This window comes from Cupriavidus sp. C3SS-1 (assembly GCF_057073755.1).
On the sequence record NZ_CP172699.1, the window covers coordinates 2,799,440 to 2,822,701 of the forward strand.

The window sequence follows — 23,262 nt, forward strand, 5'->3', positions numbered from 1 at the left end:
ATGAACGCTACCACCCAGAAACCTGTCCACCGTTCCCGCCTGTGGCTGTGGATTGCCGTGGCCGTGGCGGCCTGCGCCGGCGGCGCGCTGGCAGGTCATTTCGTGTTCTCGCCGAAACCCGCGTCGGAACAGGCCGTCGAAACCTTCTTCCAGGCCCGCCTGCCCGACCCCAGCGGCACCGATCTCGATCTGGGCAAGCTGCGTGGCAAGACCGTGGTGATCAACTTCTGGGCACCGTGGTGCGGGCCGTGCGTGGAAGAAATGCCGGAGCTGACCGCCTTGCATGCGGAGTACGCGGCCCGCAGGGTCGAGTTCGTCGGCATCGGCATCGATTCCGCCGCCAACATCCAGCAGTTCATCAAGAAGGTGCCGGTGGCCTACCCGCTTGCGGTGGCTGGCTTCGCGGGCACGGAGCTGTCCCGCAACTTCGGCAACAACGCCGGTGGCCTGCCCTATACCGTCGTGATCGACCCTGACGGTTCCGTCAAGTACCGCAAGATGGGGCGTATCACGTCGGACGAATTGCGCGCTGTTCTGCCCCATTCCTAGGTGCAGTCGGCGACATAAGGCGCTTCTTCGCCCAAGTTCGCCGAACCGTCCCGAAAATGCACTGTAACCGGGCGCATATTGCCGGAAATGGCTCAATGTGGCTTAAACAGCGCGTAATCGCCATGCCGGGGCGTGAAGGCTTGTATCGCCCGCTAGACAAATCGCTCTAAGCTACGGTAATCTCCGCGCAATTTCGTTGAACTGGTCGAGCCGCCGTGACTGCAACCCGCTCCAATCGTCGCTCAGCCCGCTACCGCAAGGTGCTGGTCCTGCACGGGCCAAACCTCAACCTGCTGGGCACGCGCGAACCGGAGACGTACGGGCACACCACGCTGGCCGATATCGACGCCGCCCTGGCACGGCATGCCGCAGATGTCGGTATCGTGTTGTCGTCGTTCCAGTCCAACCATGAAGGCGCGCTGGTTGACCGCATCCATGCCGCGCGCGCGGAAGGGGTGGATTTCATCATCATCAACCCCGCCGCCTACACGCATACCAGCGTGGCGATACGCGATGCGCTGGCCGGCGTGGCCATTCCGTTTGTCGAAGTACACCTCTCGAACGTGCATCGCCGCGAAAGCTTCCGTCACCATTCGTATTTCTCCGACCTCGCCGTCGGCGTGATCTGCGGATTGGGATGGCAAGGCTACCTGATGGCGCTGGACTATGCCCTCGGGCTGGAGCAGCCGCCGCCAGGGGCCTGAGGCCCACCGGCATACAAGGCTTTACCCGAATACATGACGCGCGCCGCCTGGCGGCCGCGCCCGCAGTTTGTGCAGCACGGCACTGCGGACGCGGACAGCCGGTGGCCGTACCGACGATTTTCCGCCGCTGCCCCGCCAGGGCACGCCCGGACAACCTGATTCAGGAGGATAAGAAGATGGACCTGCGCAAGCTGAAGACGCTGATCGACCTGGTGGCCGAATCCGGCATCTCGGAGCTGGAAGTGACTGAAGGCGACGGCAAGGTACGCATCGTCAAGCAACCGCCGCAAGTCATCGCCGCACCGATGGCCATGCCGCAAATGCAGGCGTTGCCGGTCATGCCCGGCGCCGCCGCTCCTGCCGCCACCGCTCCGGTCGCTGCCGCCGAGCCTGCCGCTGCGCAGCTCCCGGCCGGCCACGTGGTCACCTCGCCCATGGTCGGTACCTTCTACCGTGCCCCGTCGCCGGGCGCCGCGCCGTTCGTCAACGTGGGCGACACCGTCAAGGAAGGCCAGACCGTCTGCATCATCGAAGCCATGAAGCTGCTCAACGAGATCGAGTGCGACAAGGCCGGCGTGATCAAGGAAATCCTGGTCGAGAACGGCCAGGCCGTGGAATACGGCCAGCCGCTGTTCGTCATCGGCTGATGCTGTCCGGAGTGCCGCGCAACATTGCGCGGCACTCCGGATCTCGTGGATGTTCGCACGTTGTGGCCCGCATCCCACGCCATGAAGCGGCCCCTGGCACCGCCAGTTTGCCGGCCGCGCACCCGGTGTGCCGCTGCGGCACCTGACGGGACCGCTCCCGTTCTCGCAGAGAGAGACCATGTTTGAAAAAATTCTGATCGCGAACCGCGGTGAAATCGCCCTTCGCATCCAGCGCGCCTGCCGCGAGCTGGGCATCAAGACCGTAGTGGTGTACTCGGAGGCCGACAAGGAAGCCAAGTACGTCAAGCTGGCCGACGAAGCCGTGTGTATCGGCCCGGCCCCGTCGCCGCTGTCCTACCTGAACATGCCGGCGATCATCTCGGCTGCCGAGGTGACCGACTCGCAGGCCATCCACCCGGGCTACGGCTTCCTGTCGGAAAACGCCGACTTTGCCGAGCGCGTGGAAAAATCCGGCTTCGTCTTCATCGGCCCGACCGCCGAGAGCATCCGCCTGATGGGCGACAAGGTCTCGGCCAAGCAGGCCATGATCAAGGCCGGCGTGCCGTGCGTGCCGGGCTCGGAGGGCGCGCTGCCCGAAGACCCGAAGGAAATCCTGGCCATCGCGCGCCAGGTGGGCTACCCGGTCATCATCAAGGCCGCCGGCGGCGGTGGCGGACGCGGCATGCGCGTGGTCCACACCGAAGCCGCGCTGGTCAACGCCGTCAACATGACGCGTGAAGAAGCCGGCCGCGCCTTCGGCAATCCCGAGGTCTACATGGAGAAGTTCCTGGAGAATCCGCGTCACGTGGAAATCCAGATCCTGGCCGACCAGCACAAGCAAGCCATCTGGCTGGGCGAGCGCGACTGCTCCATGCAGCGCCGCCACCAGAAGGTGATCGAGGAAGCGCCCGCGCCGCATATTCCGCGCCGCCTGATCGAGCGCATCGGCGACCGCTGCGCCGAGGCCTGCCGCAAGATGGGCTACCGTGGCGCCGGCACGTTCGAGTTCCTGTATGAGAACAACGAGTTCTACTTCATCGAGATGAACACGCGCGTGCAGGTCGAGCACCCGGTCACCGAGATGATCACGGGCATCGACATCGTGCAGGAACAGATCCGCATCGCGTTTGGCGAAAAACTGCGCTTCCGCCAGAAGGATGTGCAGTTCCGTGGCCATGCGATCGAGTGCCGCGTGAACGCCGAGGACCCTTTCAAGTTCATCCCGTCGCCAGGCCGCATCACCGCCTGGCACATGCCGGGCGGCCCCGGTGTACGCGTCGACTCGCACGCGTATGATGGCTACTTCGTCCCGCCGAATTACGATTCGATGATCGGCAAGATCATCACTTACGGCGCCACCCGCGAGCAGGCCATTGCCCGCATGCGGATCGCGCTGTCGGAAATGGTGGTGGACGGTATCCAGACCAACGTCCCGCTGCACCGCGAGCTGATGATGGACGCCAACTTCGTCGAAGGGGGCACCAGCATCCACTATCTCGAGCACCGCCTGGCGCAGCGCGAGAAAGCCTGACGCGGCAACTGCCGCACTGCTGTACTGCTGTAGAAAAGGAAGCCCGTGGCATTTCAGGAATGTGTGATCGAAGTGGCGCAGGACCGGGCCGAAGCCTGGTCCGACGCCTTGTTCGACCTTGGCGCGCTGTCGGTGTCGGTGGAAGACGCCGACGCCGATACGCCGGACGAGCAGCCGCTGTTCGGCGAGCCCGGGATGGAGCCGACACGGCTCGCCTGGAACCGCTCGCGCGTGGTGGCGCTGTTCGGTGACGACACCGACCCGGCGCTCGTCGTCGCGGCCGCGTCGAATACGCTTGGCATCGATCCGGTGCCCGCCTACCTGCTGCGCGATGTCGAGGACCAGGACTGGGTGCGCCTGACGCAATCCCAGTTCGAGCCGATCCGCGTCGGCGAACGCCTTTGGGTCGTGCCGTCGTGGCATGAGGCACCGGAGCCCGATGCGGTGGTGCTGGAACTCGACCCGGGCCTGGCGTTCGGCACCGGCAGCCACCCGACCACGCGGCTGTGCATGCAGTGGCTGGAGCAGAACCTGAAGGCGGGCGAAACCGTGCTCGACTATGGCTGCGGCTCCGGTATCCTCGCCATCGTGGCAAAGAAGCTCGGTGCCGGCGATACGCTCGGCATCGACATCGATCCGAATGCCGTGGAATCGTCGCGCTACAACGCCGAGCGCAACCGCGTCCAGGCGCAGTTCGCGCTGCCGGAATCCGTTTCGGAAGCGACCTACGACCTCGTCGTCGCCAATATCCTCTCCAACCCGCTCAAGCTGATGGCCGCGATGCTCAGCGCCCGCGTGCGCTCGGGTGGACGCCTGGTGCTGTCCGGCGTGCTCGAGCGCCAGGCCGAGGAAGTGGCCGCCGCCTATGCCGCCTGGCTGCCGCTGACGGTCTGGCGCAGCGAGGAAGGCTGGGTCTGCCTGCACGGCACGCGCCCCTGAGGTGAGCCGATGGCCGCCGCCAAGCTTGTCACGCGCTGCCCGGCCTGCCGCACCGCCTTCCGGCTGGTGGCCGACCAGTTGCGCCTGCGCCAGGGACTGGTGCGTTGCGGACACTGTGAAACGGTCTTCGATGCACGCGAGCATCTGATCGAAGTGCCGGTCCCGGGTGCCCCGGCCGCCGCTCGCGCGCCGCAGCCCTCGCCCGGACCCGCAGCGGCCATGCCCGCTGCACCACGTGAAGCGGAAAGCGAAGCCAGGCCGGCTTCGTCCTCCAATCACTTCGATCCCGGCTACGACCCGGGGTACGACGTGCCCGCGCTCGATTCGCCCACCATGATGATGATGCCCACCGAGGAGGAAGATGCTTCCGCCGAGGAGGAGCATGAGACACTGGCCAGGCAGGACGCGGACGCAGCTTCCATCGAGCCGTCGCTCGCCGCCCAAGACATCGCGCAACCGGCACTGCAGCAAGCCTCCGCGGCCGTGCCAGCCGATGGCGATAGCGCGCTGGCAGAGACGCCTGCCGAGCCGGGCGAATTCGACGACACGCACACCTCGCAAGCCGAACCAGCTGAACACGCCGAACCGGGACCCGCGGACGCGCCACAAGAGGCTGCAGGCCACCCCGACGACAATCCTGTCGCGACGGCCAACGGCATGCATCATGCCGACGAGGCAGACGAAGCATCGGCCGCCATCGTGGCCGCTCATGCGCCGTGGCCGACGCTCGATCGCGCCGCGCTCGGAGACGAAGAGGCCTCCGCGCGCGCACCCGCTTCCCACGCAGTCGAGGCGCCGGACGAACCGGCAGGCGAAGCCGCCGCCGAACCCGCGCTGCGCAGCGCCAGCGAGTTCCTGCGCGCGGAATCCAGTGACACCACCGAAGCTCCGGCCGCCAGGACGGACACGCCGGCAACAGCCGCCGCCGAAACGCCGCACGAGCCGGGCCACGACTACGGCCTCAACTACGGCCCGAGCTACGGGCCTGGCGGCGCCAGCACGGGCGATGCCTTCAGTGCCACCGCTGGCGCGATTGCGCGCGAGAACGTCGCGCGGCGCTGGACACGCCAGGAACCGCAATTGGGTCCGGCCTTCGCGCCCGATTTCCTGCGCCAGACCCGCGAGCGAGAACGCGAACGCGCGCGCGAGACCGCCGCGACCCCGGCGCGGCCGCGCCTGCGCTTCGGCTGGCATATCGCCGCCGGTGTGCTGGCGGTTGGCGTAGTCCTGCAAGGGCTGTACCTGCTGCGCGGACAACTCGCCGGTCAGTTCCCGGTGCTGCGCCCGGTACTGGAAGCCGCGTGCGGGCCGCTGGGCTGCACGGTGCCGCCGTGGCGCGACATCGATGCGCTGCGCATCGATACCTCGCAGCTGCAGAAGCAGGACGAAGGCAGCGATGCCTACGTGCTCGCGGTTACGCTGCGCAACCAGGGACGGGCCACCACAGCCCTGCCGGCCATCGAACTGGTCATGACCGATCTGCAGGACCAGTTGCTGCTGCGGCGTGTATTGGAGCCATCCGAGTACCTGGAGCCGACGCAGAAGGCCTTCGCCACGCATGGCCTTCGCGCGGGCACGGAGCTGCCGGTTCGGGTACGATTCCGGACTCAGCAGGCGGCGGCCAATTACCGCGTGCTGATTTTCTATCCATAGGGCCTGTTCACCCAAGGCGCATGCCTTTCACCGTGAACGGTCCCTGGATTTCGCAGGCTTGCTGCCAAGGGCCGAATCGAGTCCGGCCGCAAGCTGCGCCCCCCCGAAGATCCTGAACAGGAAGGAGCAGTGATGAGCAACGTGACTCTCGGCGGCAACGCCATTGAAGTGGCAGGCAAGTTCCCGCAATCCGGCGACAAGGCCGCCGACTTCAAGCTGGTCGGCAAGGACCTGAAGGACGTGACGCTGGCCGACTTTGCCGGCAAGCGCAAAGTGCTGAATATCGTACCGAGCCTGGACACCCCGGTGTGCCAGGCCTCGACGCGCAAGTTCAACGAAGCCGCCAGCGGCCTGGCCAACACCGTGGTCCTGACCGTCTCGGCCGACCTGCCGTTCGCCATGGGCCGTTTCTGCACCGCTGAAGGCCTGGCCAACGTGGTGCCGCTGTCGACGATGCGCGGTGCGGAATTCAAGGGCAACTACGGCGTGGATATCAAGACCGGCCCGCTGGCCGGCGTGACAGCGCGCGCCGTGGTGGTGCTGGACGAGAACAACATCGTCAAGTACAGCCAGCTGGTGCCGGAGATCAAGAACGAGCCCGACTACGACGCCGCGCTCGCCGCACTGAAATAAGCCGCACCGGCATCTCGCACCGGCCGCCCGCATTCCCGGGGCGGCCGCTTCTGTTTTACGAAACCCCTCGGGCCGCACGCGGCCCGACCATCCCAAAGTACCTGGAGAGAGCATGGCCAGCCTGATCTGCGGCTCCGTCGCCTACGACACCATCATGACGTTCGACGGACGCTTCCGCGAACACATCCTGCCGGACCAGATCCACATGCTGAACGTCTCGTTCCTGGTGCCGGGCATGCGGCGCGAGTACGGCGGCTGCGCCGGCAACATCGCCTATACGCTCAAGCTGCTGGGCGGCGAGCCCGTGGTGATGGCCACGGTGGGCACGGACGCCGAACCCTACCTGCAGTACCTGCGCGACCTGAACATCGACACCACGCATATCCGCGTGCTGCCCGATACGTTCACGGCGCAGGCCATGATCACCACCGACCTGGACAACAACCAGATCACCGCCTTCCACCCCGGCGCGATGAGCCAGTCGCAGCTCTCCAACGTGAAGGATGCGCTGGGCGGCAGCGCGGCGCCGAAGCTCGGCATCGTCGCACCGGACAGCCGCGAGGGCATGCTGCACCACGCGCGCCAGTTCGCCGAGTCAGGCATTCCGTTCATCTTTGACCTGGGTCAGGCCATGCCGCTCTTCAACGGCGAGGACCTGCGGCAGTTCGTTGAACTCGCCAGCTACGTCACAGTCAATGACTACGAAGCGCAGGTCCTGCTGTCCCGCACCGCCTGGACCAGCGCCGAGGTTGCCGCCAAGGTTCGTGCCTTCATCGTCACGCACGGCGAGCGCGGCGCCAGCATCTTTGCCGATGGTCAGCAGTACGCGATCCCGGCCGTTCCGGCCGAGCGCATCGTGGACCCGACCGGCTGCGGCGACGCGTTCCGCGGTGGCCTCCTGTTCGGCATCGAAAACGGGTTAGACTGGGACACCACTGGCCGCCTGGCATCGCTGATGGGATCGCTCAAGATCGCGCAGCAGGGTCCGCAGAACCACGGCTTGCCGCTCGACGAAATCGGCAACCGTTTCCAGTCTGCATTCGGCTACCGCTACGCCTGACCTGCGGCACGGGCGTGGCACCTTTACGGGAACTGAAATGAACGACAAGCTCCGAACCGGTGTCGTCGCCGTGTCTGCCATCGCGGCACTGGTCAGCGGCTGCGCCACGCAATCGAACTCCAACAGCGTCTACTCGACCGGACAGGCACAGCGCGAACAGACCGTGCGCTATGGCGTGGTCGAAGGCGTGCGCGACGTGATGATCCAGGGCGGCCAGACCGGCGCCGGCACCCTAGCCGGCGGCGCCATTGGCGGCGTGGCCGCGGGCAGCCTGATCGGCAGCGGCAACGGGTCCGTGGCGGCCGGCATTCTCGGCGCGGTGCTCGGCGGCATTGCCGGCAGCGCGGCGGAGAACAAGGTCAACCAGCGGCGCGCGCTCGAGATCACCGTCCGCCTGGAAAACGGCGAGATGCGCGCGATCACGCAGGAAGCCGACGAACTGTTCCGCCCCGGCGAGCAGGTGCGGTTGCTGACCTCCGGCGGCGTGACGCGCGTCACGCACTGATCCGCCTGCGTCCCGGCTTCTGGAAGCGCCGCGTCCGAGAGGATGCGGCGTTTTGTTTTTGCAAGGACAGTCAGCCTGCCAGCCGCGGCGACAGCGATCCCGTCGCCCTCCGCACAGCGGCAGCCCAAAAGAAAAAACCCGCCGGGCATGCGCCGTCGGCGGGTTGGCAAGACTGGTGTCTTGCAGGCCGGATACGGTGTATCCGGCCACTATGGCACGCCGTACGTGCCTGGGCGACTCCTTGCGGTAGTCGTGGCCCCCACTCGACCGAGTGAGGCTTACGGACGGTTGCCCGTCGGGAACGGCCAGGCCGCAGCCGGGTTCAGCGCGGTCTTGGCAACGGCAGCAGGCGCAACCGCAGCGGCAGGAGCCGCCGCAGGGGCAGCCTTGGCCTTCTTCGCAGCAGGCTTCTTGGCAGCGGCCTTCTTGGCAGCCGGCTTCTTCGCAGCAGGCTTCTTGGCGGCAGTCTTCTTGGCAGCAGCCTTCTTGGCCGGAGCCGCCTTCTTGGCAGCGGCCTTCTTGGCCGGTGCGGCCTTCTTGGCGGCGACCTTCTTTACCGCTGCCTTCTTGGCCGGTGCTGCCTTCTTGGCGGCGACCTTCTTCACCGCTGCCTTCTTGGCCGGTGCGGCCTTCTTGGCGGCGACCTTCTTCACCGCTGCCTTCTTGGCCGGTGCGGCCTTCTTGGCGGCGACCTTCTTCACCGCTGCCTTCTTGGCCGGTGCTGCCTTCTTGGCGGCAACCTTCTTCACGGCGGCCTTCTTGGCAGCCGGTGCTGCCTTCTTGGCGGCAACCTTCTTCACAGCGGCTTTCTTTGCCGGTGCAGCTTTCTTGGCTGCCGGCTTGGCGGCCTTCTTGGCCGCCGGCTTCTTCTTCGCAGTCGTTACCATGGATAACTCCTTCCACACTAGAGAGTGAATATCGAATGACCTAGGTTGGCGACCCGACCGACCCGAGGCGCGGCAACTCTGCCGCTACCCCAGTCGAGCGAGCGATTCATCGGCGCACGACACTATCTCCGCCGCACGCTAATGAATTCGGTAGCAGGGCCGTCGCCCATGGCGACGCCCCGGAATATTCGATCGGCCCGCGCCGCCCGTCGAGTCGGCGCGCAGCCTGCAATGAGGAGATATCGGACGGCTTGCCTGCGGTGCGGGCATGGCCTCGCGCACGGCAGACGGCATTCATCTTGAGGTAGCCGGCCCATCCCGTCAGTGGGCCAAAGGAGACTGCACGCGTTTTAAGAAGCCGGTTCGGCCTGGTCTGCGTCAAAGTTCTCGTGCTCCTCAGCTACCTGCATCACTGTGTCACTGCATCGAAGCGCGCTCGTCGTTCGATCTTGCTTCCTGTTTCGTTGCAATGAAGTGAGACTCTTGTCAAGGCGAATCATAATTCGTTTGCACGATGATGTTAAGAAAAAAGTGCAAAAAAACTTGCACGCGCGAGCGAGTCAATCTAGCCAGCGCTCACCGCTTCGCGAAGACGTCGCCGACACCATCGCGCAACCACGCCTGCATGCCTCGACGCATGTCCTCATCGGCGTCGCGAACACGCGCCTCCGCCCACGCGAATGCACGCACGCCAACACGAGCGCCACGCCGCTCGCACGCAGCGCGGCGCGCAGCGGGGCGCGCGCTGCGCTGCGTTGAAAGGCCCGTGCAAGGATCATCGCGCTGGCTGGAAACCCGCATAAACAAAGGCTCTCCGGCAAGCGAAGCAAAACCTGCGGAGGCGCGCCCCAATGCTCGCGCAGCGCATGTGTTGCCAAGCGTCGCCATCATCGTCACGGCTGAAGCACCGGATGCGACGCGTGTCACGTGCGATGTTCCATGTGCGATGACGACGCGCACGCCGGCCGCTTGCATCGATGTCTCCGACTACGCGAGACAGTGATGCGCCAACGCAACGGTTTGCATCGAAGCAACAACTTCGCGTCCACCGAAAGCGTTGCGATCCGGCAAAGCTTTCGCAATGAACGCGCGCTGCGAACGCCGAAGGCAACGATAGACATGCGCATCGACACCCTCGCGCGATGTCGCTGCCCTTAGGACAGCAACTCGCGAGACACGTTCGTACCGCGTTCGGGACGCCCGCGAAAAGCGCGCGAGATGCAAGGCTTAGAGGATTGCTTCGGGCACGCGCGTGGCGCGTTTTGCTGCGATACAAAATTCCCGCAAACGGCGTGCGCATGCGCCTTTCGGAGAAGCGCGCCACGGCGGCGCCGAGCCTGGCCGCACACGCCCGCCGATTGCGAAGCGTCAGCGGCGCCAGTAGATTGGCGAGCACGCCTGACGCCGCCAGGCTGTGCGACCGGCCACACGGCATCGCGGTCGGCATCGATGCCGACAGCCGCCACCACCCAAGAGGAGATTTCATGCGCATTCATCCCCAAGCCATCGCCGCGCGCACGCTGCTGCGCGCCGGCATGTTCGCCGCCGTCATGCTCGCGAGTGCCGCGGCACTCGCCCAGGCCACGCCGAGCGGAAGCTGGAAGACGATTGACGACGCCACCGGCAAGCCGCGCGGCCTGGTGGAGATCACCGACAAGAACGGCGTCTACAGCGGCCGCCTGGTGAAGACCTTCGGCGACGACGACGGCAAGCCGAAGGTGTGCGTGAAATGCACGGACGCACGCAAGGACCAGCCCGTCATCGGCATGACCATCCTCTCCGGCCTGCGCAAGACCGGCGACAACGAATGGAGCGGCGGCGAGATCCTCGACCCCGAGAACGGCAAGGTCTACAAAAGCAAGATGTCGCTGTCCGACGATGGCAACAAGCTCGACGTGCGCGGCTTCATCGGCATCAGCCTGCTGGGCCGCACGCAGACCTGGGAGCGCGAGCGCTGACACCGGCCGGTGCGACGCGCAGTACCTCGACGGGACCTTGAAGCGCGTCAGGGTTTCTCCGCATCACCGTGCGAACGCGACGCCCGCTAACGCGCCTTGCGCGAAAGCACCGCAAGGCGCACGTCAAGAGAACTGACAGCGAGTGCCGGTAACATGGTCCGGCATCCGCGGCAGAGGACAGCGTTGTGGCACCGCGGATCCATCCAACCCATCCAGCCGGAGACAACATGCGACAGATCACCGCCAGCCGCGCGCTGGCCCTTGCCTTGCCCTCTCTTGCCGCGGCCGCGGCGGTCACCATCGCCATCGTTCCCCAACCTGCGCGCGCGGCCGATGCATGGCCCAACCACCTCATCAAGTTCGTGGTGCCGTTCACGGCCGGCGGCGCCAACGACCTGGTGGCACGTGCGGCGGCCGACGCCGTCGGCAAGCGCCTGGGCCAGACCGTCGTGATCGAGAACCGTCCCGGGGCCGGTGGCGTGGTCGGCGCCGACTTTGTGGCCAAGAGCAAACCCGATGGCTACACCTATCTTGTCGGCGCGGTCGGCACCGTGACCAACAGCCTGATCCGCACCAAGATGCCGTACGCCGCGGACGATCTCGTCCCCGTGTCGCTGATCGCAGTGAGTCCTTCGGTGATCGTGGCATCGCCATCGCTGCCGGCAAACAATCTCAAGGAGCTGATCGACTACTCGAAGAAGCAAAACGGCGGCGTGAACTTCGCCACGGCGGGTAGCGGCAGCACGCCTCACTTCATCGAAGAGATGCTCAAGGAGAAAGGTGCGTCGCTGACGCCGGTGCCCTACAAGAGCGGCTCGGAGAGCATCAGCGCGGTGATTGGCGGCCAGGTTGCGGCGACGTCCGAAGCCAGCGTCGTGGTGCTGCCGCAGATCAAGGCGGGCAAGCTCAAGGCACTCGGCGCAACCTGGGACAAGCGCATGAGCGCCGCGGAATATCTCCACCACGGCGGAACAGGGCATGCCTGAAGTCCGCATCGGACACTGGGCCGGCATCTTCGCGCCCAAGGGCACCGACCCTGCCATCCTGAAGAAGCTCAATGCGGAAATGACAGCGGCCATGCAGACGCAGGAGACGCGCGATCGCCTGCTGCCCAATGGCATCGAGCCGGCCGGTGGCTCGCAGGAGAGCTTTGTCGCGTTCATCAAGGCAGAACGCGAACGGCTGAGCCGGATTGCAAAGAACGCCAAGATGAGCGCCGACTGAGAAATATTTTTAAACTGACCTGCCGGTCATTTTCCCCAATGTATTGAGGCGGCCCTTCCGGCGAAGGGCCGTTTTCCTTTCCGCGCACCGACTCCCCGCCCCTTTAGCGTTGTATCGCCAGCATTTATGGCGTTTAACACACTATTACGGACTTATTGTCTTTTATTAGTGACATTAACACTGCCATATCAATGTCTGTGTCATGACCGCAACGTCAATTGCAACGCAAATCATTCGCATTTATATTCGCCGAGCCAAAATCATCGCCCTCATGACCGCGTCGTCGATCCACGCGCATTCGCGCTGGCGGCGGCGCCGGCCGGATCCACGCCCGGGCGAACAAAAGACACACGCCATGAATCGCCGCTCCCAACGTACCCCCATCGCCACCGCGCTGATCGCGCTGTTTGCCGCGCCCGCAGCATCGCTTGCCCAGCAGGCGCCCGCCGCTCCCGTGCAGCAGTCCGCGGCGCCCGCCACGACGCTGCAGGAGGTGGTCGTTCAGGGCGCGGCCTCGCGCGACGATTTCAACGCGGGCCGCAGCTCGCTCAGCAAGTTGCCGGAAGACCTGCGCGACGTGCCGCAATCGGTCACGGTGGTGAACAAGGCGCTGATGGAATCCCAGGGCGTGAGTTCGCTGGCGGAGGCGCTGCGCAATGTGCCGGGCATCACCATCGGCGGTGCCGAAGGCGGGCAGATCGGCAACAACATCAACCTGAACGGCTTCTCCGCCCGCACGGACATCTACCTGGATGGCTTCCGCGATCGCGGCCAGTACTACCGCGACACCTTTGCGCTCGATTCCGTCGAAGTGCTGATGGGGCCGTCGTCGATGCTGTTCGGGCGCGGATCCACCGGCGGCGTGATCAACCAGGTCAGCAAGAAGCCGCAGATGAAGGCGGCGACCGAAGTGACAGGCTCGGTCACCACCAATGGCCTGGTGCGCGCCACGGCCGACTACAACACGCCCACGGGCGACACCTCGGCCTTCCGTATCTCGGCGATGGCGCAGGATGGCCGGACCAGCACGCGCGACGAGATGACGGTGCAGGACTTCGGCATTGCGCCGTCGTGGCGGTTCGGCATCGGCACGCCGACGGAAATCACCCTGTCGGCCCTGCTGCAGCACAACCACGACATGCCGGACTATGGCTTCTCGAACCTGAACGGCCATCCGACCAATGTCGACCGCAATACCTTCTATGGCTTCACCGACGACCGCACCAACCAGGACATCGCGGCGCTGAGCGCGGGCATCACGCACAAGTTCTCGCCCAACCTGCGCCTGCGCAACCAGACGCAGTTCAACTATGTCGAGACCGACGCCCGCGAAACCGCGCCCAACACGGTCGGCTCGGTCAGTGCGCGCGGCTTCACGCCGCTCACCGCCAGCACCCTGCCGCTGGACCAACTCTTCGTGCGCCTGCAAAGCCACGACCGCAAGATCCGCGACTATTCGATCTTCAACCAGACCGAACTGACGGCCAACTTCGACACCGGCTCGGTCAAGCACACCATGCTGGCGGGCGCCGAGATCGGCCACGACGGCTACAACAACCAGAACTACTACCGCAACGGCAGCTGCAATGGGCAGCCGCTGGTCAGCGGCACGACCGCCGCGACGGTCGGTTATGTTGCCTGCGAACCGCTGGTCAACCCGACCTACACGGCCTCGCCCGCCAACGTGGCGACCAGCACCGGCAACCTGCAAGGCGGCTCGGCAAATACGATTGCCGCCTACCTCAACGATTCGATCGAGTTCAGCAAGCAATGGAAGGCCGTGGCCGGCGTGCGCTATGACCGCTACATCGCCAGCGTCAGCAACTCCATTAACTCATCCAACTCCGCCGGCGCGCCGTACTTCAGCACCGCCCTGGCCAGCGCCGACCAGACCGTCAACTTCACGAGCGTGCGCCTGGGTGGCATCTGGCAGCCGAGCGAGGCCCAGTCCTACTACGTGTCGTATGGCACGTCGTTCAACCCGTCGCTGGAGCAGCTGGTCGGCACCGTCGGCCAGCAGAGCCTGGAGCCTGAGAAGAACAAGTCCTATGAGGTCGGCGGCAAGTGGGACCTGATGGGCGGCGACCTGTCGCTGACCTCGGCGCTGTTCCAGATCACCAAGGACAATGCCCGCAGCCAGATCGACGCCACCACCTACGCGCTGTCCGGCAAGATCCGCGTGAAGGGCTTCCGCGCCGGCGCCACCGGGCATATCACCAACAAGTGGCAGGTGTTTGCCGGTTATACCTACCTGGACGGCGAGATCATCAACGGCATCGGCGCCAACACCACCGGCAAGGTGCCCACGAACACGCCGAAGCACACCGCCACGGCCTGGACCAGCTACTCCGTCCTGCCCAACTGGGAGATCGGCGGCGGCGCCTTCTATATGTCGGAGCGCTTTGCCAACAACACCAACACCGTGCAGGTGGGCAGCTTCGTGCGCTGGGATGGCATGGTGGCCTACCACCAGCCGAAGTACGATGTGCGGCTGAACCTGTTCAACATCTTCGACAAGAAGTATTACGATGCGCTGATCCAGTCCGATGGCGGACGCTCGGTGCCGGGCACCGGCCGCACCGCCATGCTGTCGTTCACCTATCGCCTGTAAGCGAGTAAGGAAAGCCGCCATGCTGGTCGTCATCCCCCAGGTCCTCAACGCCGAACAGGTCGGCGCGGTGCGCGAGCGGCTGGAACAGGCGGGCGCAGCCTGGGTCGACGGCCGCGTGACGGCCGGCTACTCGGGCGCGCCGGTCAAGTTCAACCAGCAGATCGACGAACGCTCCGACGTGGCGCTGGAGTGCCAGCGCCTGGTCGTTGGCATGCTGGAGCGCAACCCGCGCTTCATCAGCGCGGCGCTGCCCAATATCGTCTACCCGCCGATGTTCAACCGCTACAGCGAGGGCATGACGTTCGGCGCCCATGTGGACGGCAGCGTACGCATTCATCCGCATGACGGGCGCAAGCTGCGCACCGACATCTCGGCCACGCTGTTCCTGTCGCCGCGCGACAGCTACGACGGCGGCGAGCTGCAGGTGCAGGACACCTACGGCATGCACGCAGTCAAGCTTGAAGCCGGCGACATGGTGGTCTATCCGGCCACCAGCCTGCACCAGGTCACGCCGATCACCCGGGGCACGCGCGTGGCCAGCTTCTTCTGGATCCAGAGCCTGGTGCGCGACGACACCCAGCGCGCGCTGCTGTTCGACATGGATAACGCGATCCAGCGGTTGAACCAGACCGGCGCCGATGAAGAGGCACGCCGGACGCTGGTGGGGTGTTATCACAACCTGCTGAGGCAGTGGAGCGAGACCTGAGGCGGTCCATGCAATGACAGAGAGCAAAAAGGCCGGGCGGTTACTCACCGCCCGGCCTTTTTTCCAGCTGCCGAATTCGTACTGACTTACATCCGGTAGCGCAGGGTAGCCATGACGCTGCGAGGCGCGCCCGGCATGTTCAGGTTCGGGTTGGTACCATGCGCCGAGACGATGTAGCTCTTGTCGAACAGGTTGTACAGATTCAGCTGGGCCTCGAAGGCGCCACGGCGATACCAGGCCATCATGTCGGCCGTGACATAGCCAGGCAGCGTCACGGTATTGGCGGGGTCGGCGTAGCGCGCACCCACCATGTTGAGGCCGGCGCCCACGCCAAAGCCATAACCAAGGCTCTTGGTCAGCCAGACATTGCCCGAATGCTTCGGCGTGATCGTCGCGCTCTTGCCCTGCAGTGCCGCCGTCGACTTGGTCACTTCGGCGTCCAGGTAGGCGTAGCCCGCCAGAAAGCGCCAGCCGCCACCAAGTTCGGCCGCGCCCGAGATTTCCACGCCATCGGTGCGCTGCTCGCCAATCGGGATCAGTGCCGTGCCGGCGGCATTGGCGACCTTGATATTGGTGCGCTCCAGGCGGAACACCGACACCGTGGCGCTGGCCTTGCCGTCCAGGAAGTCATACTTGGCCCCGACTTCGGTGTTGTTGGTCGTCTCGGGCGCAAGCTGCGTGTTGTTGGCCGCGAGCGCAAAAGCCTCGCCCGACGGCTGGAACGACTTGCTCCAGGACACGTAATAGGATTGCGCCTTCGTCGGCTGCCAGACCAGGCCCGCGCGCGGACTCCACGCATTGTCGGTGCGCGACAGGTTGGGCTGGCCTGCCAGGTTCTGGCGCGTCTCCTGTTCAAAGCGGTCGAAACGCAGGCCCACCAGTGCTTTCCACTGTTCGCTGAGGGTCACCATGTCCTGCGTATAGAACCCCAGGGTATTGAACACGCCAAGGTTGTCGGTGCCCGGCGTGCCCGGGTTCACGCGCGCCAGCGTTGGCAGCACCGGACTGAACAGGTTGAAGCTACCCGGCACGGGCTTGGTGTTGTTGACCTGGTTCTTGTTCTGCTGGCCGATCTCCATGCCGTACAGCAACTCGTGCTGCATGCCGAAGAGGCTGGCCTTCTGCGTCAGGTCGGTCTGATTGAACCAGCCATGCTCCTCGCGGCCGACATTGCCGTGGTTCATCGTGAACGTCTGCGCCGCCTCGTTGACCGAGTTGGTCAGCGTGTTGTTGCGGTCCAGCGAATAGTGGTAGTAGCGCGTGGCATTGCGGATCGACCAGTTGTCGTTGAAGCGATGGTTGATCGTGGCCGTGCCCGAATACACGCGCGACTGCGAGTAGTCGGCATCGCGCGCATTGGCCGCGCCGTAGTAGCGCGAGGCCGGCACGTCGACCGGACGGCCCTTGTAGGCCGGGATGCCGAAGTCCGTCACGCGGCGGTCTTCAAGATAGTCGGCCTGCAGCAGCACGGTGGTCTCGGGCGCGATCCGCAGTTCGAGCGACGGCGCGATCGCCTTGCGATCGAGGAATTGCTGCGAGCGGTAGCTGTTGGCCTTCTCCACGGCGCCCGTCACGCGGAATGCGGCGGCGCCATCGGCGAACACGCGGCCGACGTCGGCCTCGGCGCGGCGGTCGGCCCACATGCCGTAGCTCAGCGCGAAGTCGGTCACGTCGATGCCCGGCTTCTTGGTCACGCGGTTGATCAGGCCGCCCGACGAGCCGCGGCCATAGAGCACGGCTGCCGGACCCTTTATGACTTCGACGCGGTCCACGTTGGACAGGTCGCGGAAATACAGCGCGTCGTCGCGGATGCCATCGACGAACTGGTCGGCAATCGCGGTAAAGCCGCGGATCGACACCTGGTCGCGCTGGCCGTCGCCGGTGGAGAACGACACCCCCGGCACGTTCTTCAGGGCATCCTGCATCGAGGTGGCATGCTGGTCGCGCATGACGTCTGCCGTGACCACGTTGACGGTCTGCGGAACGTCGCGCAGCGGAGCCTCGGTCTTGGTCGCGCTGACCGTCCTGGACGGGTTATAGCCACTGCCCAGGTCCTGGCTGGCATCGGCCCTCACCGTGACCTCTGGAAGGCTCTGCTGAGGCGTCGCGACAGCCCCGGTCTCCTGAGCGTGGACGATGCCGGCCAGCATGGGCTGGCAAGCGAATACCGTCAGGACGGCGCGGTGTACCGGATGCAGTTTAAGACTCATTTCCCTGTAATTTTTTGTAATGCAATCGATAAAATGCGACGCATTATCATTTACCGGGGAGCCTTTGGTCAAATTTGCGGATAAATATCCGCTTTCGCTTTGCGGGAAAGGGGTCCGCTACGCCATATTTTTCGGGAGCCGCCTGAGCGAGCGACGCTCACCCGAACTGTTCCGCGAGCGCATTGCGCGCCGCCGCGATGAAATCCGGTTCGCCGCGCCTGGGCGGCAGCAGGAAGAACTCCGCTTCCGGCAGGGCCGGCAGGCCGAGCCTGCGTTGGCTGGCCGCATCCAGAGGCGCCACGCCCGGGCCGATGGCCGAGGCATTGAGGCAGGACAGGCCGAGCCCCGCGGCCAGCGCCAGGTGCAATCCGGCCACGCCCGAGGCCGAATGCGCGATCTCGAAGGACCGATGCTTGCGCACGAGCAGCTTCACCACGAACTGGTGCAGCGAGCACGAGTCGGGCAGCAGCACGAGCGGCAGCATCGGCGTCAGGTTGCCCGCCTCGCCCTGCGCCGTGACCCATGACAGCGACTCGCGCCGCAGCAGTGTCCCGCGCCGTGCGGCCGCCTGGCCGCGCGTGCCGACGATACGCATGCTCAGGCCGATATCGAACGCATCCATGTCCGCCGTGGCGTCGATCACGGCGCTCTTCATCACCGTGACGTGCAGGCGCAGCAGCGGATGGCGCTCGCGCAAGCGGCGCAGCATGCCGGCGATCTCGGCGGGTCGGAAGTAGTCCGTCACCGCTAGCCGCAACTCCCCTTCCAGCACGCGGCCGCGCAACTCCTGCAGCGCCATGTCGTTGAGCGCCAGGATGCGCCGCGCATGCTCGAGCAGACGCGTCCCGGCAGGCGTGGGCGCCGCGCCCTTGCGGCCGCGCGTAAGCAGTGGCACGCCCGCGCGCTCTTCGAGCTTGCGCAATTGCTCGCTGACGGAAGACTGCGACAGGAATAGGCGGGGCGCGGCCGCGGACAGGCTGCCGCTGTCGGCCACCGTGACGAAGGTACGCAACTGATCGGTGTCGAATCCACGCATGGCAAACCCCTGATTCCTGTTGATTCGGAGAATCCGATGGTTCATATCGGAACTTCCCGCTTTTCCGATATTACACCGCCGCCTACCATGACCTTGCCAACGCAATCATCAAGGAGCCAGACATGCCCCACATCAACCTGCAGATCTCCGGGGAGCCCGACGCAACCCTCACCCGCCGCAGCGCCGCCGCGGTGTCCGAACTCACGCAGCGCGTGCTCGGCAAAAAGCCCGATGTCATTGCCATTGCGGTCCAGTACGTGCCGCGCGAGCAGTGGATCATTGGCGGCGAGCCGCTGTCCGGAACCGGGCGCAACGCCTTCCATCTCGATATCAGCGTGACCGATGAAACCAATACCAAGGCGGAGAAGGCTGCGTACCTGCAGGCCATCTTCGAAACCCTGTCCAAGCTGATCGGCAACGTGCATCCGGTGTCGTATATCCACGTCATCGATGCGCGGGCCGCGGCTTACGGGTATGGCGGGCTGACGCAGGAGTATCGGCATCAGCATGGGTGAACCGAACGGGCGTCGGCGATGCCGGGGGGTTGGCTCCCCTCTCCCACTGCGCGGGAGAGGGGAGCCAACCCAGGGCCCGTGCATCGCCCTCGCCACGTATAGGCTGACCCGACTATTCCCCCCTTAATCCCCCGCTCATGTTCTTGTAGATTGATGGCTTGTTAACCAGCGCAAGCGTGTGCCGCCCCCCGCACCGCCCGCCTTAAGGAATAGCCACCATGAAACATGTCATCCTGCCCGATGGCGAGCGCGTGCCCGCGCTTGGCATGGGAACGTGGAATATGGGCGAACATCCCGCCGCGCGTGCCGAGGAAATTGCCACGCTGCGGCTGGGCCTGGACCTGGGCCTGAGCCTGATCGATACCGCGGAGATGTACGGCGAGGGCGAGTCCGAGGAGATGATCGGCGAAGCCATCGCCGGCCGGCGCGACGAGGTCTTCCTGGTCAGCAAGGTCTACCCGCACAACGCCAGCCGGCGCGGCACCGTGGCCGCGTGCGAGCGCAGCCTGCGGCGGCTTGGCACGGACCGCCTCGACCTCTACCTGCTGCACTGGCGCGGCGGCATCGCGTTGGAGGAAACCGTTGAGGCGCTGCAGAACCTGCAGCGCGACGGCAAGATCCGCCACTATGGCGTGAGCAACCTCGACCTGTCCGACATGGAGGAATTGTGGGCAATTCCCGGCGGCGACCAGGTTGCGGTCAACCAACTGCTCTACAACCTGACCCGCCGCGGCATCGAATGGGACCTGCTGCCCTGGATGCATGCGCGCGGCGTGCCGGCGATGGCCTATTCGCCGATCGAGCAGGCACGGCTCGCGCGGCATCCGAAGCTGGTGCGTTTCGCGCAGGCCAACAGCATGACGCCGGCACAGGTCGCGCTGGCGTGGCTGCTGGCGCGCGACGACATCATTGCGATTCCCAAGACCGGACACCGCGACCGCCTGACCGAGAATTTCGGCGCCTTGCAGCACCCGCTCACGCCCGAACAATTGCTGGAACTCGACCGCCTGTTCCCGCCGCCGAGCGGGCCCGCGCCGCTTGAAATGCTATAGCGGCAGCCGGCCGTCCGAGGTGCGATCGCGGATTACTGCGTGCGCGCGATATAGCGCTCGCGCTCGACGTATTTCGTCAGGTAGGCGCGCGCCTTCTCGCGCGTGTCGGTGGTGACGCGGTCGGCCGCCTGGCGCGCACCTGACTTGCCGTGCGAGGACGACATCTGGCTGCCGAGATAGGTGCCGAAGGCATCGTGCATGGCCTTCAGTTCGCCGTTGCACGCCGTCAGCGCAGAGGACACCACGTCCTTCGTCTGCGCTTTGCCGGACACACCTGCGTCGGCCTGGTGCTGCACGCAATCCATGTAGCGGGCGCGCAGCGCCTGCCAGCCGTTGCTGGCTTCCGTGCTCGCGCTGGCGGAGCTGGCGGCGCTGGCGGCCTCGCCCGCATCGGGCGCGGGCGGATGCGAGCCGCAGGCGCCGAGCAGCGCGGCAAGCATCAGGATGGACAGTTTGGGGGCATGGAAGATCGTCTTCATGCGTCGGGACTGTACCGCAGCATCTGCACCCTTGCAGGGTCAAAGTCGACCATACGCCACAGCATTAACAAATGGAAACGACTTCAACGGGTTGCAGGCGGTCGACCATTGGTCCGTAAGCAGCCGGGCACTATGCTTCAAAGAACACAAACAAGCAGAAGGAGATCCTATGAAGCGCCGCTCATTCCTCCAAACCAGTGCCGGCCTCGTGCTGGGCAGCCTGTCACTGGCGGCTTGCACCACCACGGGTCCCGATGCGCCCAGTGACAAGGCCGCGCGGCGGCGTGAACTGGATTCGGGCGTGGACGCCACGCTCGGCAAGTTGTACGGCAGCGTCAAGGGCTCGCGCGAGCTTGCCAACAAGGCGCGCGGCATCCTGGTGTTCCCGAAGACGCTGTCGGCGGGCTTCGTCGTCGGCGGCGAGTATGGCGACGGCGCGCTACGCTCGGGCGGCGCCACGCACGGCTACTATCGCCTGGTCGCGGGCTCGGTCGGCTGGCAGATCGGCGCGCAGTCCAAGTCGATCGTGCTGATGTTCCTGACGCCCGAGGCCTACGACAAGTTCGTGCGCAGCAATGGCTGGACCGCCGGCGTGGATGCCACCGTGGCACTGGCCACGATCGGCGCCAACGGCGTGCTGGACACCAACACCGCGCAATCTCCGATCGTCGGCTTCGTCATGACCAATGCCGGCCTGATGGCCGGGCTGAGCCTGGAAGGCAGCAAGATCACCAGGCTCGATCTGTAGCGCACCACCGCGCGATGCCGCCGCTCTTTTTCAGGCGGCATCGCGGCGACCGGCTAGAATTCGTCCCTTTCATCCGGCCGAATTCATCCCATGTGGTTCAAGAACCTCCAGCTCCACCGTTTTTCCGCTCCATGGTCGCCCCGCGCCGACGAAGTCGAAGCCAGCCTGGCCAAACACGCTTTTTTCCCCGGCACCAGCCTTGAAATGCAGACCCAGGGCTGGGCCTCGCCGCGCGACAACGGCCAGCTGGTCCACACCGTGGGCGGCCAGATGCTGCTGACGCTGCGCACCGAGAAAAAGCTGCTGCCCACCACCGTGGTCAACCAGGTCACCAAGGCGCGCGCCGCCGAGATCGAAGAGCAGCAGGGCTACAAGCCCGGCCGCAAGCAAATGAAGGAACTGAAGGAGCAGGTCACCGAAGAACTGCTGCCGCGCGCCTTCAGCATCCGCCGCGACACGCGCGTGTGGATCGACCCGGCCAACGGCTGGCTGGCCATCGACGCTGCCAGCGCGGCCAAGGCCGACGAGGTGCGCGGCATGCTGTTCAAGGCACTGGACCCGCTGCCGCTCGCGAACCTGCACGTGAACCAGTCGCCGGTGGCGGCCATGACCGACTGGCTGGCCACCGATGTCGCCCCCGCCGGCTTCACGGTGGACCAGGAGATCGAACTCCAGTCCGGCGCCGAAAGCAAGGCTACGGTGCGCTACGTGCGCCATCCGCTCGATGCCGAAGACCTGCGCCGCCATATCTCCGGCGGCAAGCGCTGCACGCGCCTGGCCATGACCTGGAACGACCGCGTGTCGTTCGTGCTGACCGACTCGCTCGCGATCAAGCGCGTGGCGCCGCTGGACGTCATCAAGGAACAGGCCGACAACACCGGCAACGACGAAGACGAGCGTTTCGACGCCGACTTCACGATGATGGCCGGAGAACTGGCCGGCATGCTGGGCGACCTGACCGAGGCGCTCGGCGGCGAGCGCAAGGTCTGAGGCCAGCGCCGCCCGACCTGAAAAGCTGCCACGGCCGCCTTGCGCGGCCGTTTTTTTATGCCGCCTCAGCCGACCCAGTTGACCTTGGGGAAGCGGCCGGCGAAACCGGCCGGCATCGGCATCACCTTTTTCTGCTGATAGTCGAAGAACACAAAACCGGACTTGGCCATGGCGATCAGCGCGCCGTCCTGCGGGCGCGTGATGCGGAAGATGATGTCGCCGCCATACTTGTTGAAATCCATCACGCCGACCTCGAACAGCAACTGGTCACGCGCATGCGCCTCATTGCGGTACATCGTGGCCAGGTCCGTGACGATGATGCCCAGACCCTCCACCCTGTCGCCCTCGCTGCCGAACTCATAGAGAAAGCGGGCGCGCGCCTCGGAGATCATAGAGATCATCGCATCGTTGGCCAGGTGGTTGGCCGAATTGATCTCGGTGACGCGCACGGTCATGTGCGTCGAATAGCAGAACTGGTCGTCGGGAAGGTCGAGTTGAAGACGGGCCATGGCGGCATCGGGCAGAGTGGACGGAAAACCGCCGCCAGACGCACCAGAGGGTCGTCGATCCCGGGCAGGCTGACGGCGAGGCGCCCATCATAGTCGATCCCGGCGGTTCGGCCAGC

Annotated in this window: 22 protein-coding genes and 1 pseudogene; 17 read left to right on the plus strand and 6 right to left on the minus strand. The window is 65.5% G+C overall.

Annotated elements, in window-relative coordinates; genetic code table 11:
- From ACIGJC_RS13005 to ACIGJC_RS13045, 9 genes are all read left to right on the plus strand, one after another.
- The gene (locus tag ACIGJC_RS13005; protein ID WP_483709274.1) at positions 1 to 549 is read left to right on the plus strand and encodes a TlpA family protein disulfide reductase; all 549 of its coding nucleotides are present in this window, start codon (positions 1 to 3) and stop codon (positions 547 to 549) included.
- Positions 550 to 764: 215 nt separating this feature from the next.
- The gene (aroQ, locus tag ACIGJC_RS13010; protein ID WP_483709276.1) at positions 765 to 1,253 is read left to right on the plus strand and encodes a type II 3-dehydroquinate dehydratase; all 489 of its coding nucleotides are present in this window, start codon (positions 765 to 767) and stop codon (positions 1,251 to 1,253) included.
- Positions 1,254 to 1,429: 176 nt separating this feature from the next.
- Positions 1,430 to 1,900, plus strand: a complete 471-nt coding sequence (accB, locus tag ACIGJC_RS13015; protein WP_483709277.1) for an acetyl-CoA carboxylase biotin carboxyl carrier protein — start codon at positions 1,430 to 1,432, stop codon at positions 1,898 to 1,900.
- Between the two features lie 178 nt (positions 1,901 to 2,078).
- Positions 2,079 to 3,431 (plus strand): acetyl-CoA carboxylase biotin carboxylase subunit, encoded by a 1,353-nt coding sequence (gene accC / locus ACIGJC_RS13020; protein ID WP_483709279.1) that lies wholly within the window; start codon positions 2,079 to 2,081, stop codon positions 3,429 to 3,431.
- A 45-nt stretch (positions 3,432 to 3,476) separates the two neighbouring features.
- The gene (gene prmA / locus ACIGJC_RS13025; RefSeq protein WP_483709280.1) at positions 3,477 to 4,370 is read left to right on the plus strand and encodes a 50S ribosomal protein L11 methyltransferase; all 894 of its coding nucleotides are present in this window, start codon (positions 3,477 to 3,479) and stop codon (positions 4,368 to 4,370) included.
- A 9-nt stretch (positions 4,371 to 4,379) separates the two neighbouring features.
- On the plus strand, positions 4,380 to 6,023 hold the full coding sequence (locus tag ACIGJC_RS13030; protein WP_483709282.1) for a zinc-ribbon and DUF3426 domain-containing protein: 1,644 nt from the start codon (positions 4,380 to 4,382) through the stop codon (positions 6,021 to 6,023).
- Positions 6,024 to 6,155: 132 nt separating this feature from the next.
- Positions 6,156 to 6,656 (plus strand): thiol peroxidase, encoded by a 501-nt coding sequence (tpx, locus tag ACIGJC_RS13035; RefSeq protein WP_483709283.1) that lies wholly within the window; start codon positions 6,156 to 6,158, stop codon positions 6,654 to 6,656.
- A gap of 112 nt (positions 6,657 to 6,768) precedes the next feature.
- Complete coding sequence (locus tag ACIGJC_RS13040) at positions 6,769 to 7,716, plus strand: carbohydrate kinase family protein (protein ID WP_483709284.1); 948 nt, start codon at positions 6,769 to 6,771, stop codon at positions 7,714 to 7,716.
- Between the two features lie 37 nt (positions 7,717 to 7,753).
- Complete coding sequence (locus ACIGJC_RS13045; protein ID WP_483709285.1) at positions 7,754 to 8,221, plus strand: outer membrane lipoprotein; 468 nt, start codon at positions 7,754 to 7,756, stop codon at positions 8,219 to 8,221.
- 278 nt (positions 8,222 to 8,499) lie between these two features.
- Here ACIGJC_RS13045 and ACIGJC_RS13050 read toward each other — a convergent pair whose 3' ends face one another.
- Together ACIGJC_RS13050 and ACIGJC_RS13055 are read right to left on the minus strand one after the other, a co-directional pair.
- The gene (locus ACIGJC_RS13050) at positions 8,500 to 9,108 is read right to left on the minus strand and encodes a histone H1-like DNA-binding protein (protein ID WP_483709286.1); all 609 of its coding nucleotides are present in this window, start codon (positions 9,106 to 9,108) and stop codon (positions 8,500 to 8,502) included.
- A gap of 576 nt (positions 9,109 to 9,684) precedes the next feature.
- Positions 9,685 to 10,083, minus strand: coding sequence for a hypothetical protein (locus ACIGJC_RS13055; RefSeq protein WP_483709288.1), 399 nt, complete (start codon positions 10,081 to 10,083; stop codon positions 9,685 to 9,687).
- A 509-nt stretch (positions 10,084 to 10,592) separates the two neighbouring features.
- Between ACIGJC_RS13055 and ACIGJC_RS13060 the strand changes: the two genes are divergently transcribed.
- The 4 genes and pseudogenes from ACIGJC_RS13060 to ACIGJC_RS13075 all read left to right on the plus strand — a co-directional run bounded on the left by ACIGJC_RS13060 (position 10,593) and on the right by ACIGJC_RS13075 (position 15,607).
- Positions 10,593 to 11,066, plus strand: coding sequence for a DUF2147 domain-containing protein (locus ACIGJC_RS13060; RefSeq protein WP_483709290.1), 474 nt, complete (start codon positions 10,593 to 10,595; stop codon positions 11,064 to 11,066).
- 227 nt (positions 11,067 to 11,293) lie between these two features.
- Positions 11,294 to 12,290 (plus strand): annotated as a pseudogene (locus ACIGJC_RS13065) (Bug family tripartite tricarboxylate transporter substrate binding protein).
- Between the two features lie 355 nt (positions 12,291 to 12,645).
- On the plus strand, positions 12,646 to 14,901 hold the full coding sequence (locus ACIGJC_RS13070; RefSeq protein ID WP_483709292.1) for a TonB-dependent receptor: 2,256 nt from the start codon (positions 12,646 to 12,648) through the stop codon (positions 14,899 to 14,901).
- Between the two features lie 19 nt (positions 14,902 to 14,920).
- Positions 14,921 to 15,607, plus strand: coding sequence for a Fe2+-dependent dioxygenase (locus ACIGJC_RS13075; protein WP_483709294.1), 687 nt, complete (start codon positions 14,921 to 14,923; stop codon positions 15,605 to 15,607).
- An 86-nt stretch (positions 15,608 to 15,693) separates the two neighbouring features.
- On the opposite strand, the gene ACIGJC_RS13080 is transcribed toward ACIGJC_RS13075, so the two are convergent.
- Both ACIGJC_RS13080 and ACIGJC_RS13085 read right to left on the minus strand, forming a co-directional pair.
- Entirely contained in the window at positions 15,694 to 17,817 is a 2,124-nt protein-coding gene (locus tag ACIGJC_RS13080; RefSeq protein WP_483709296.1) for a TonB-dependent receptor, read from the minus strand.
- Between the two features lie 157 nt (positions 17,818 to 17,974).
- Positions 17,975 to 18,853: a LysR family transcriptional regulator gene (locus ACIGJC_RS13085; RefSeq protein WP_483709298.1), complete on the minus strand. Its 879-nt coding sequence runs from the start codon at positions 18,851 to 18,853 to the stop codon at positions 17,975 to 17,977.
- Positions 18,854 to 18,975: 122 nt separating this feature from the next.
- Here ACIGJC_RS13085 and ACIGJC_RS13090 point away from each other — a divergent pair, with 122 nt between their 5' ends.
- Together ACIGJC_RS13090 and ACIGJC_RS13095 are read left to right on the plus strand one after the other, a co-directional pair.
- Complete coding sequence (locus ACIGJC_RS13090) at positions 18,976 to 19,368, plus strand: tautomerase family protein (protein ID WP_483709300.1); 393 nt, start codon at positions 18,976 to 18,978, stop codon at positions 19,366 to 19,368.
- A 218-nt stretch (positions 19,369 to 19,586) separates the two neighbouring features.
- Positions 19,587 to 20,420 (plus strand): aldo/keto reductase, encoded by an 834-nt coding sequence (locus ACIGJC_RS13095; protein ID WP_483709302.1) that lies wholly within the window; start codon positions 19,587 to 19,589, stop codon positions 20,418 to 20,420.
- Positions 20,421 to 20,452: 32 nt separating this feature from the next.
- Here the strand turns inward: ACIGJC_RS13095 and ACIGJC_RS13100 are convergent, their stop codons facing one another.
- On the minus strand, positions 20,453 to 20,899 hold the full coding sequence (locus ACIGJC_RS13100; RefSeq protein WP_483709304.1) for a hypothetical protein: 447 nt from the start codon (positions 20,897 to 20,899) through the stop codon (positions 20,453 to 20,455).
- Between the two features lie 169 nt (positions 20,900 to 21,068).
- On the opposite strand from ACIGJC_RS13100, the gene ACIGJC_RS13105 reads away from it, so the two are divergent.
- Together ACIGJC_RS13105 and ACIGJC_RS13110 are read left to right on the plus strand one after the other, a co-directional pair.
- On the plus strand, positions 21,069 to 21,647 hold the full coding sequence (locus tag ACIGJC_RS13105; RefSeq protein WP_483709306.1) for a BPSL1445 family SYLF domain-containing lipoprotein: 579 nt from the start codon (positions 21,069 to 21,071) through the stop codon (positions 21,645 to 21,647).
- A gap of 90 nt (positions 21,648 to 21,737) precedes the next feature.
- Positions 21,738 to 22,637: a recombination-associated protein RdgC gene (locus tag ACIGJC_RS13110; protein WP_483709308.1), complete on the plus strand. Its 900-nt coding sequence runs from the start codon at positions 21,738 to 21,740 to the stop codon at positions 22,635 to 22,637.
- A 65-nt stretch (positions 22,638 to 22,702) separates the two neighbouring features.
- Here the strand turns inward: ACIGJC_RS13110 and ACIGJC_RS13115 are convergent, their stop codons facing one another.
- A complete protein-coding gene (locus tag ACIGJC_RS13115) occupies positions 22,703 to 23,146 on the minus strand; it encodes a thioesterase family protein (protein WP_483709310.1) in 444 nt (147 codons plus the stop codon).
- Positions 23,147 to 23,262: the final 116 nt, after the last annotated feature.

Excerpts from the sequence above, each read along its gene's own strand:
- accB (WP_483709277.1), top strand. The coding sequence starts at position 1,430 with ATGGACCTGCGCAAGCTGAAGACGCTGATCGACCTGGTGGCCGAATCC.
- ACIGJC_RS13100 (WP_483709304.1), bottom strand. The coding sequence starts at position 20,899 with ATGAAGACGATCTTCCATGCCCCCAAACTGTCCATCCTGATGCTTGCC.
- ACIGJC_RS13005 (WP_483709274.1), top strand. The coding sequence starts at position 1 with ATGAACGCTACCACCCAGAAACCTGTCCACCGTTCCCGCCTGTGGCTG.
- ACIGJC_RS13085 (WP_483709298.1), bottom strand. The coding sequence starts at position 18,853 with ATGCGTGGATTCGACACCGATCAGTTGCGTACCTTCGTCACGGTGGCC.
- ACIGJC_RS13050 (WP_483709286.1), bottom strand. The coding sequence starts at position 9,108 with ATGGTAACGACTGCGAAGAAGAAGCCGGCGGCCAAGAAGGCCGCCAAG.
- ACIGJC_RS13045 (WP_483709285.1), top strand. The coding sequence starts at position 7,754 with ATGAACGACAAGCTCCGAACCGGTGTCGTCGCCGTGTCTGCCATCGCG.
- ACIGJC_RS13070 (WP_483709292.1), top strand. The coding sequence starts at position 12,646 with ATGAATCGCCGCTCCCAACGTACCCCCATCGCCACCGCGCTGATCGCG.
- ACIGJC_RS13090 (WP_483709300.1), top strand. The coding sequence starts at position 18,976 with ATGCCCCACATCAACCTGCAGATCTCCGGGGAGCCCGACGCAACCCTC.
- ACIGJC_RS13075 (WP_483709294.1), top strand. The coding sequence starts at position 14,921 with ATGCTGGTCGTCATCCCCCAGGTCCTCAACGCCGAACAGGTCGGCGCG.
- ACIGJC_RS13115 (WP_483709310.1), bottom strand. The coding sequence starts at position 23,146 with ATGGCCCGTCTTCAACTCGACCTTCCCGACGACCAGTTCTGCTATTCG.
- tpx (WP_483709283.1), top strand. The coding sequence starts at position 6,156 with ATGAGCAACGTGACTCTCGGCGGCAACGCCATTGAAGTGGCAGGCAAG.
- accC (WP_483709279.1), top strand. The coding sequence starts at position 2,079 with ATGTTTGAAAAAATTCTGATCGCGAACCGCGGTGAAATCGCCCTTCGC.
- ACIGJC_RS13105 (WP_483709306.1), top strand. The coding sequence starts at position 21,069 with ATGAAGCGCCGCTCATTCCTCCAAACCAGTGCCGGCCTCGTGCTGGGC.
- ACIGJC_RS13030 (WP_483709282.1), top strand. The coding sequence starts at position 4,380 with ATGGCCGCCGCCAAGCTTGTCACGCGCTGCCCGGCCTGCCGCACCGCC.
- ACIGJC_RS13055 (WP_483709288.1), bottom strand. The coding sequence starts at position 10,083 with ATGCAAGCGGCCGGCGTGCGCGTCGTCATCGCACATGGAACATCGCAC.
- ACIGJC_RS13110 (WP_483709308.1), top strand. The coding sequence starts at position 21,738 with ATGTGGTTCAAGAACCTCCAGCTCCACCGTTTTTCCGCTCCATGGTCG.
- ACIGJC_RS13095 (WP_483709302.1), top strand. The coding sequence starts at position 19,587 with ATGAAACATGTCATCCTGCCCGATGGCGAGCGCGTGCCCGCGCTTGGC.
- ACIGJC_RS13060 (WP_483709290.1), top strand. The coding sequence starts at position 10,593 with ATGCGCATTCATCCCCAAGCCATCGCCGCGCGCACGCTGCTGCGCGCC.
- ACIGJC_RS13080 (WP_483709296.1), bottom strand. The coding sequence starts at position 17,817 with ATGAGTCTTAAACTGCATCCGGTACACCGCGCCGTCCTGACGGTATTC.
- ACIGJC_RS13040 (WP_483709284.1), top strand. The coding sequence starts at position 6,769 with ATGGCCAGCCTGATCTGCGGCTCCGTCGCCTACGACACCATCATGACG.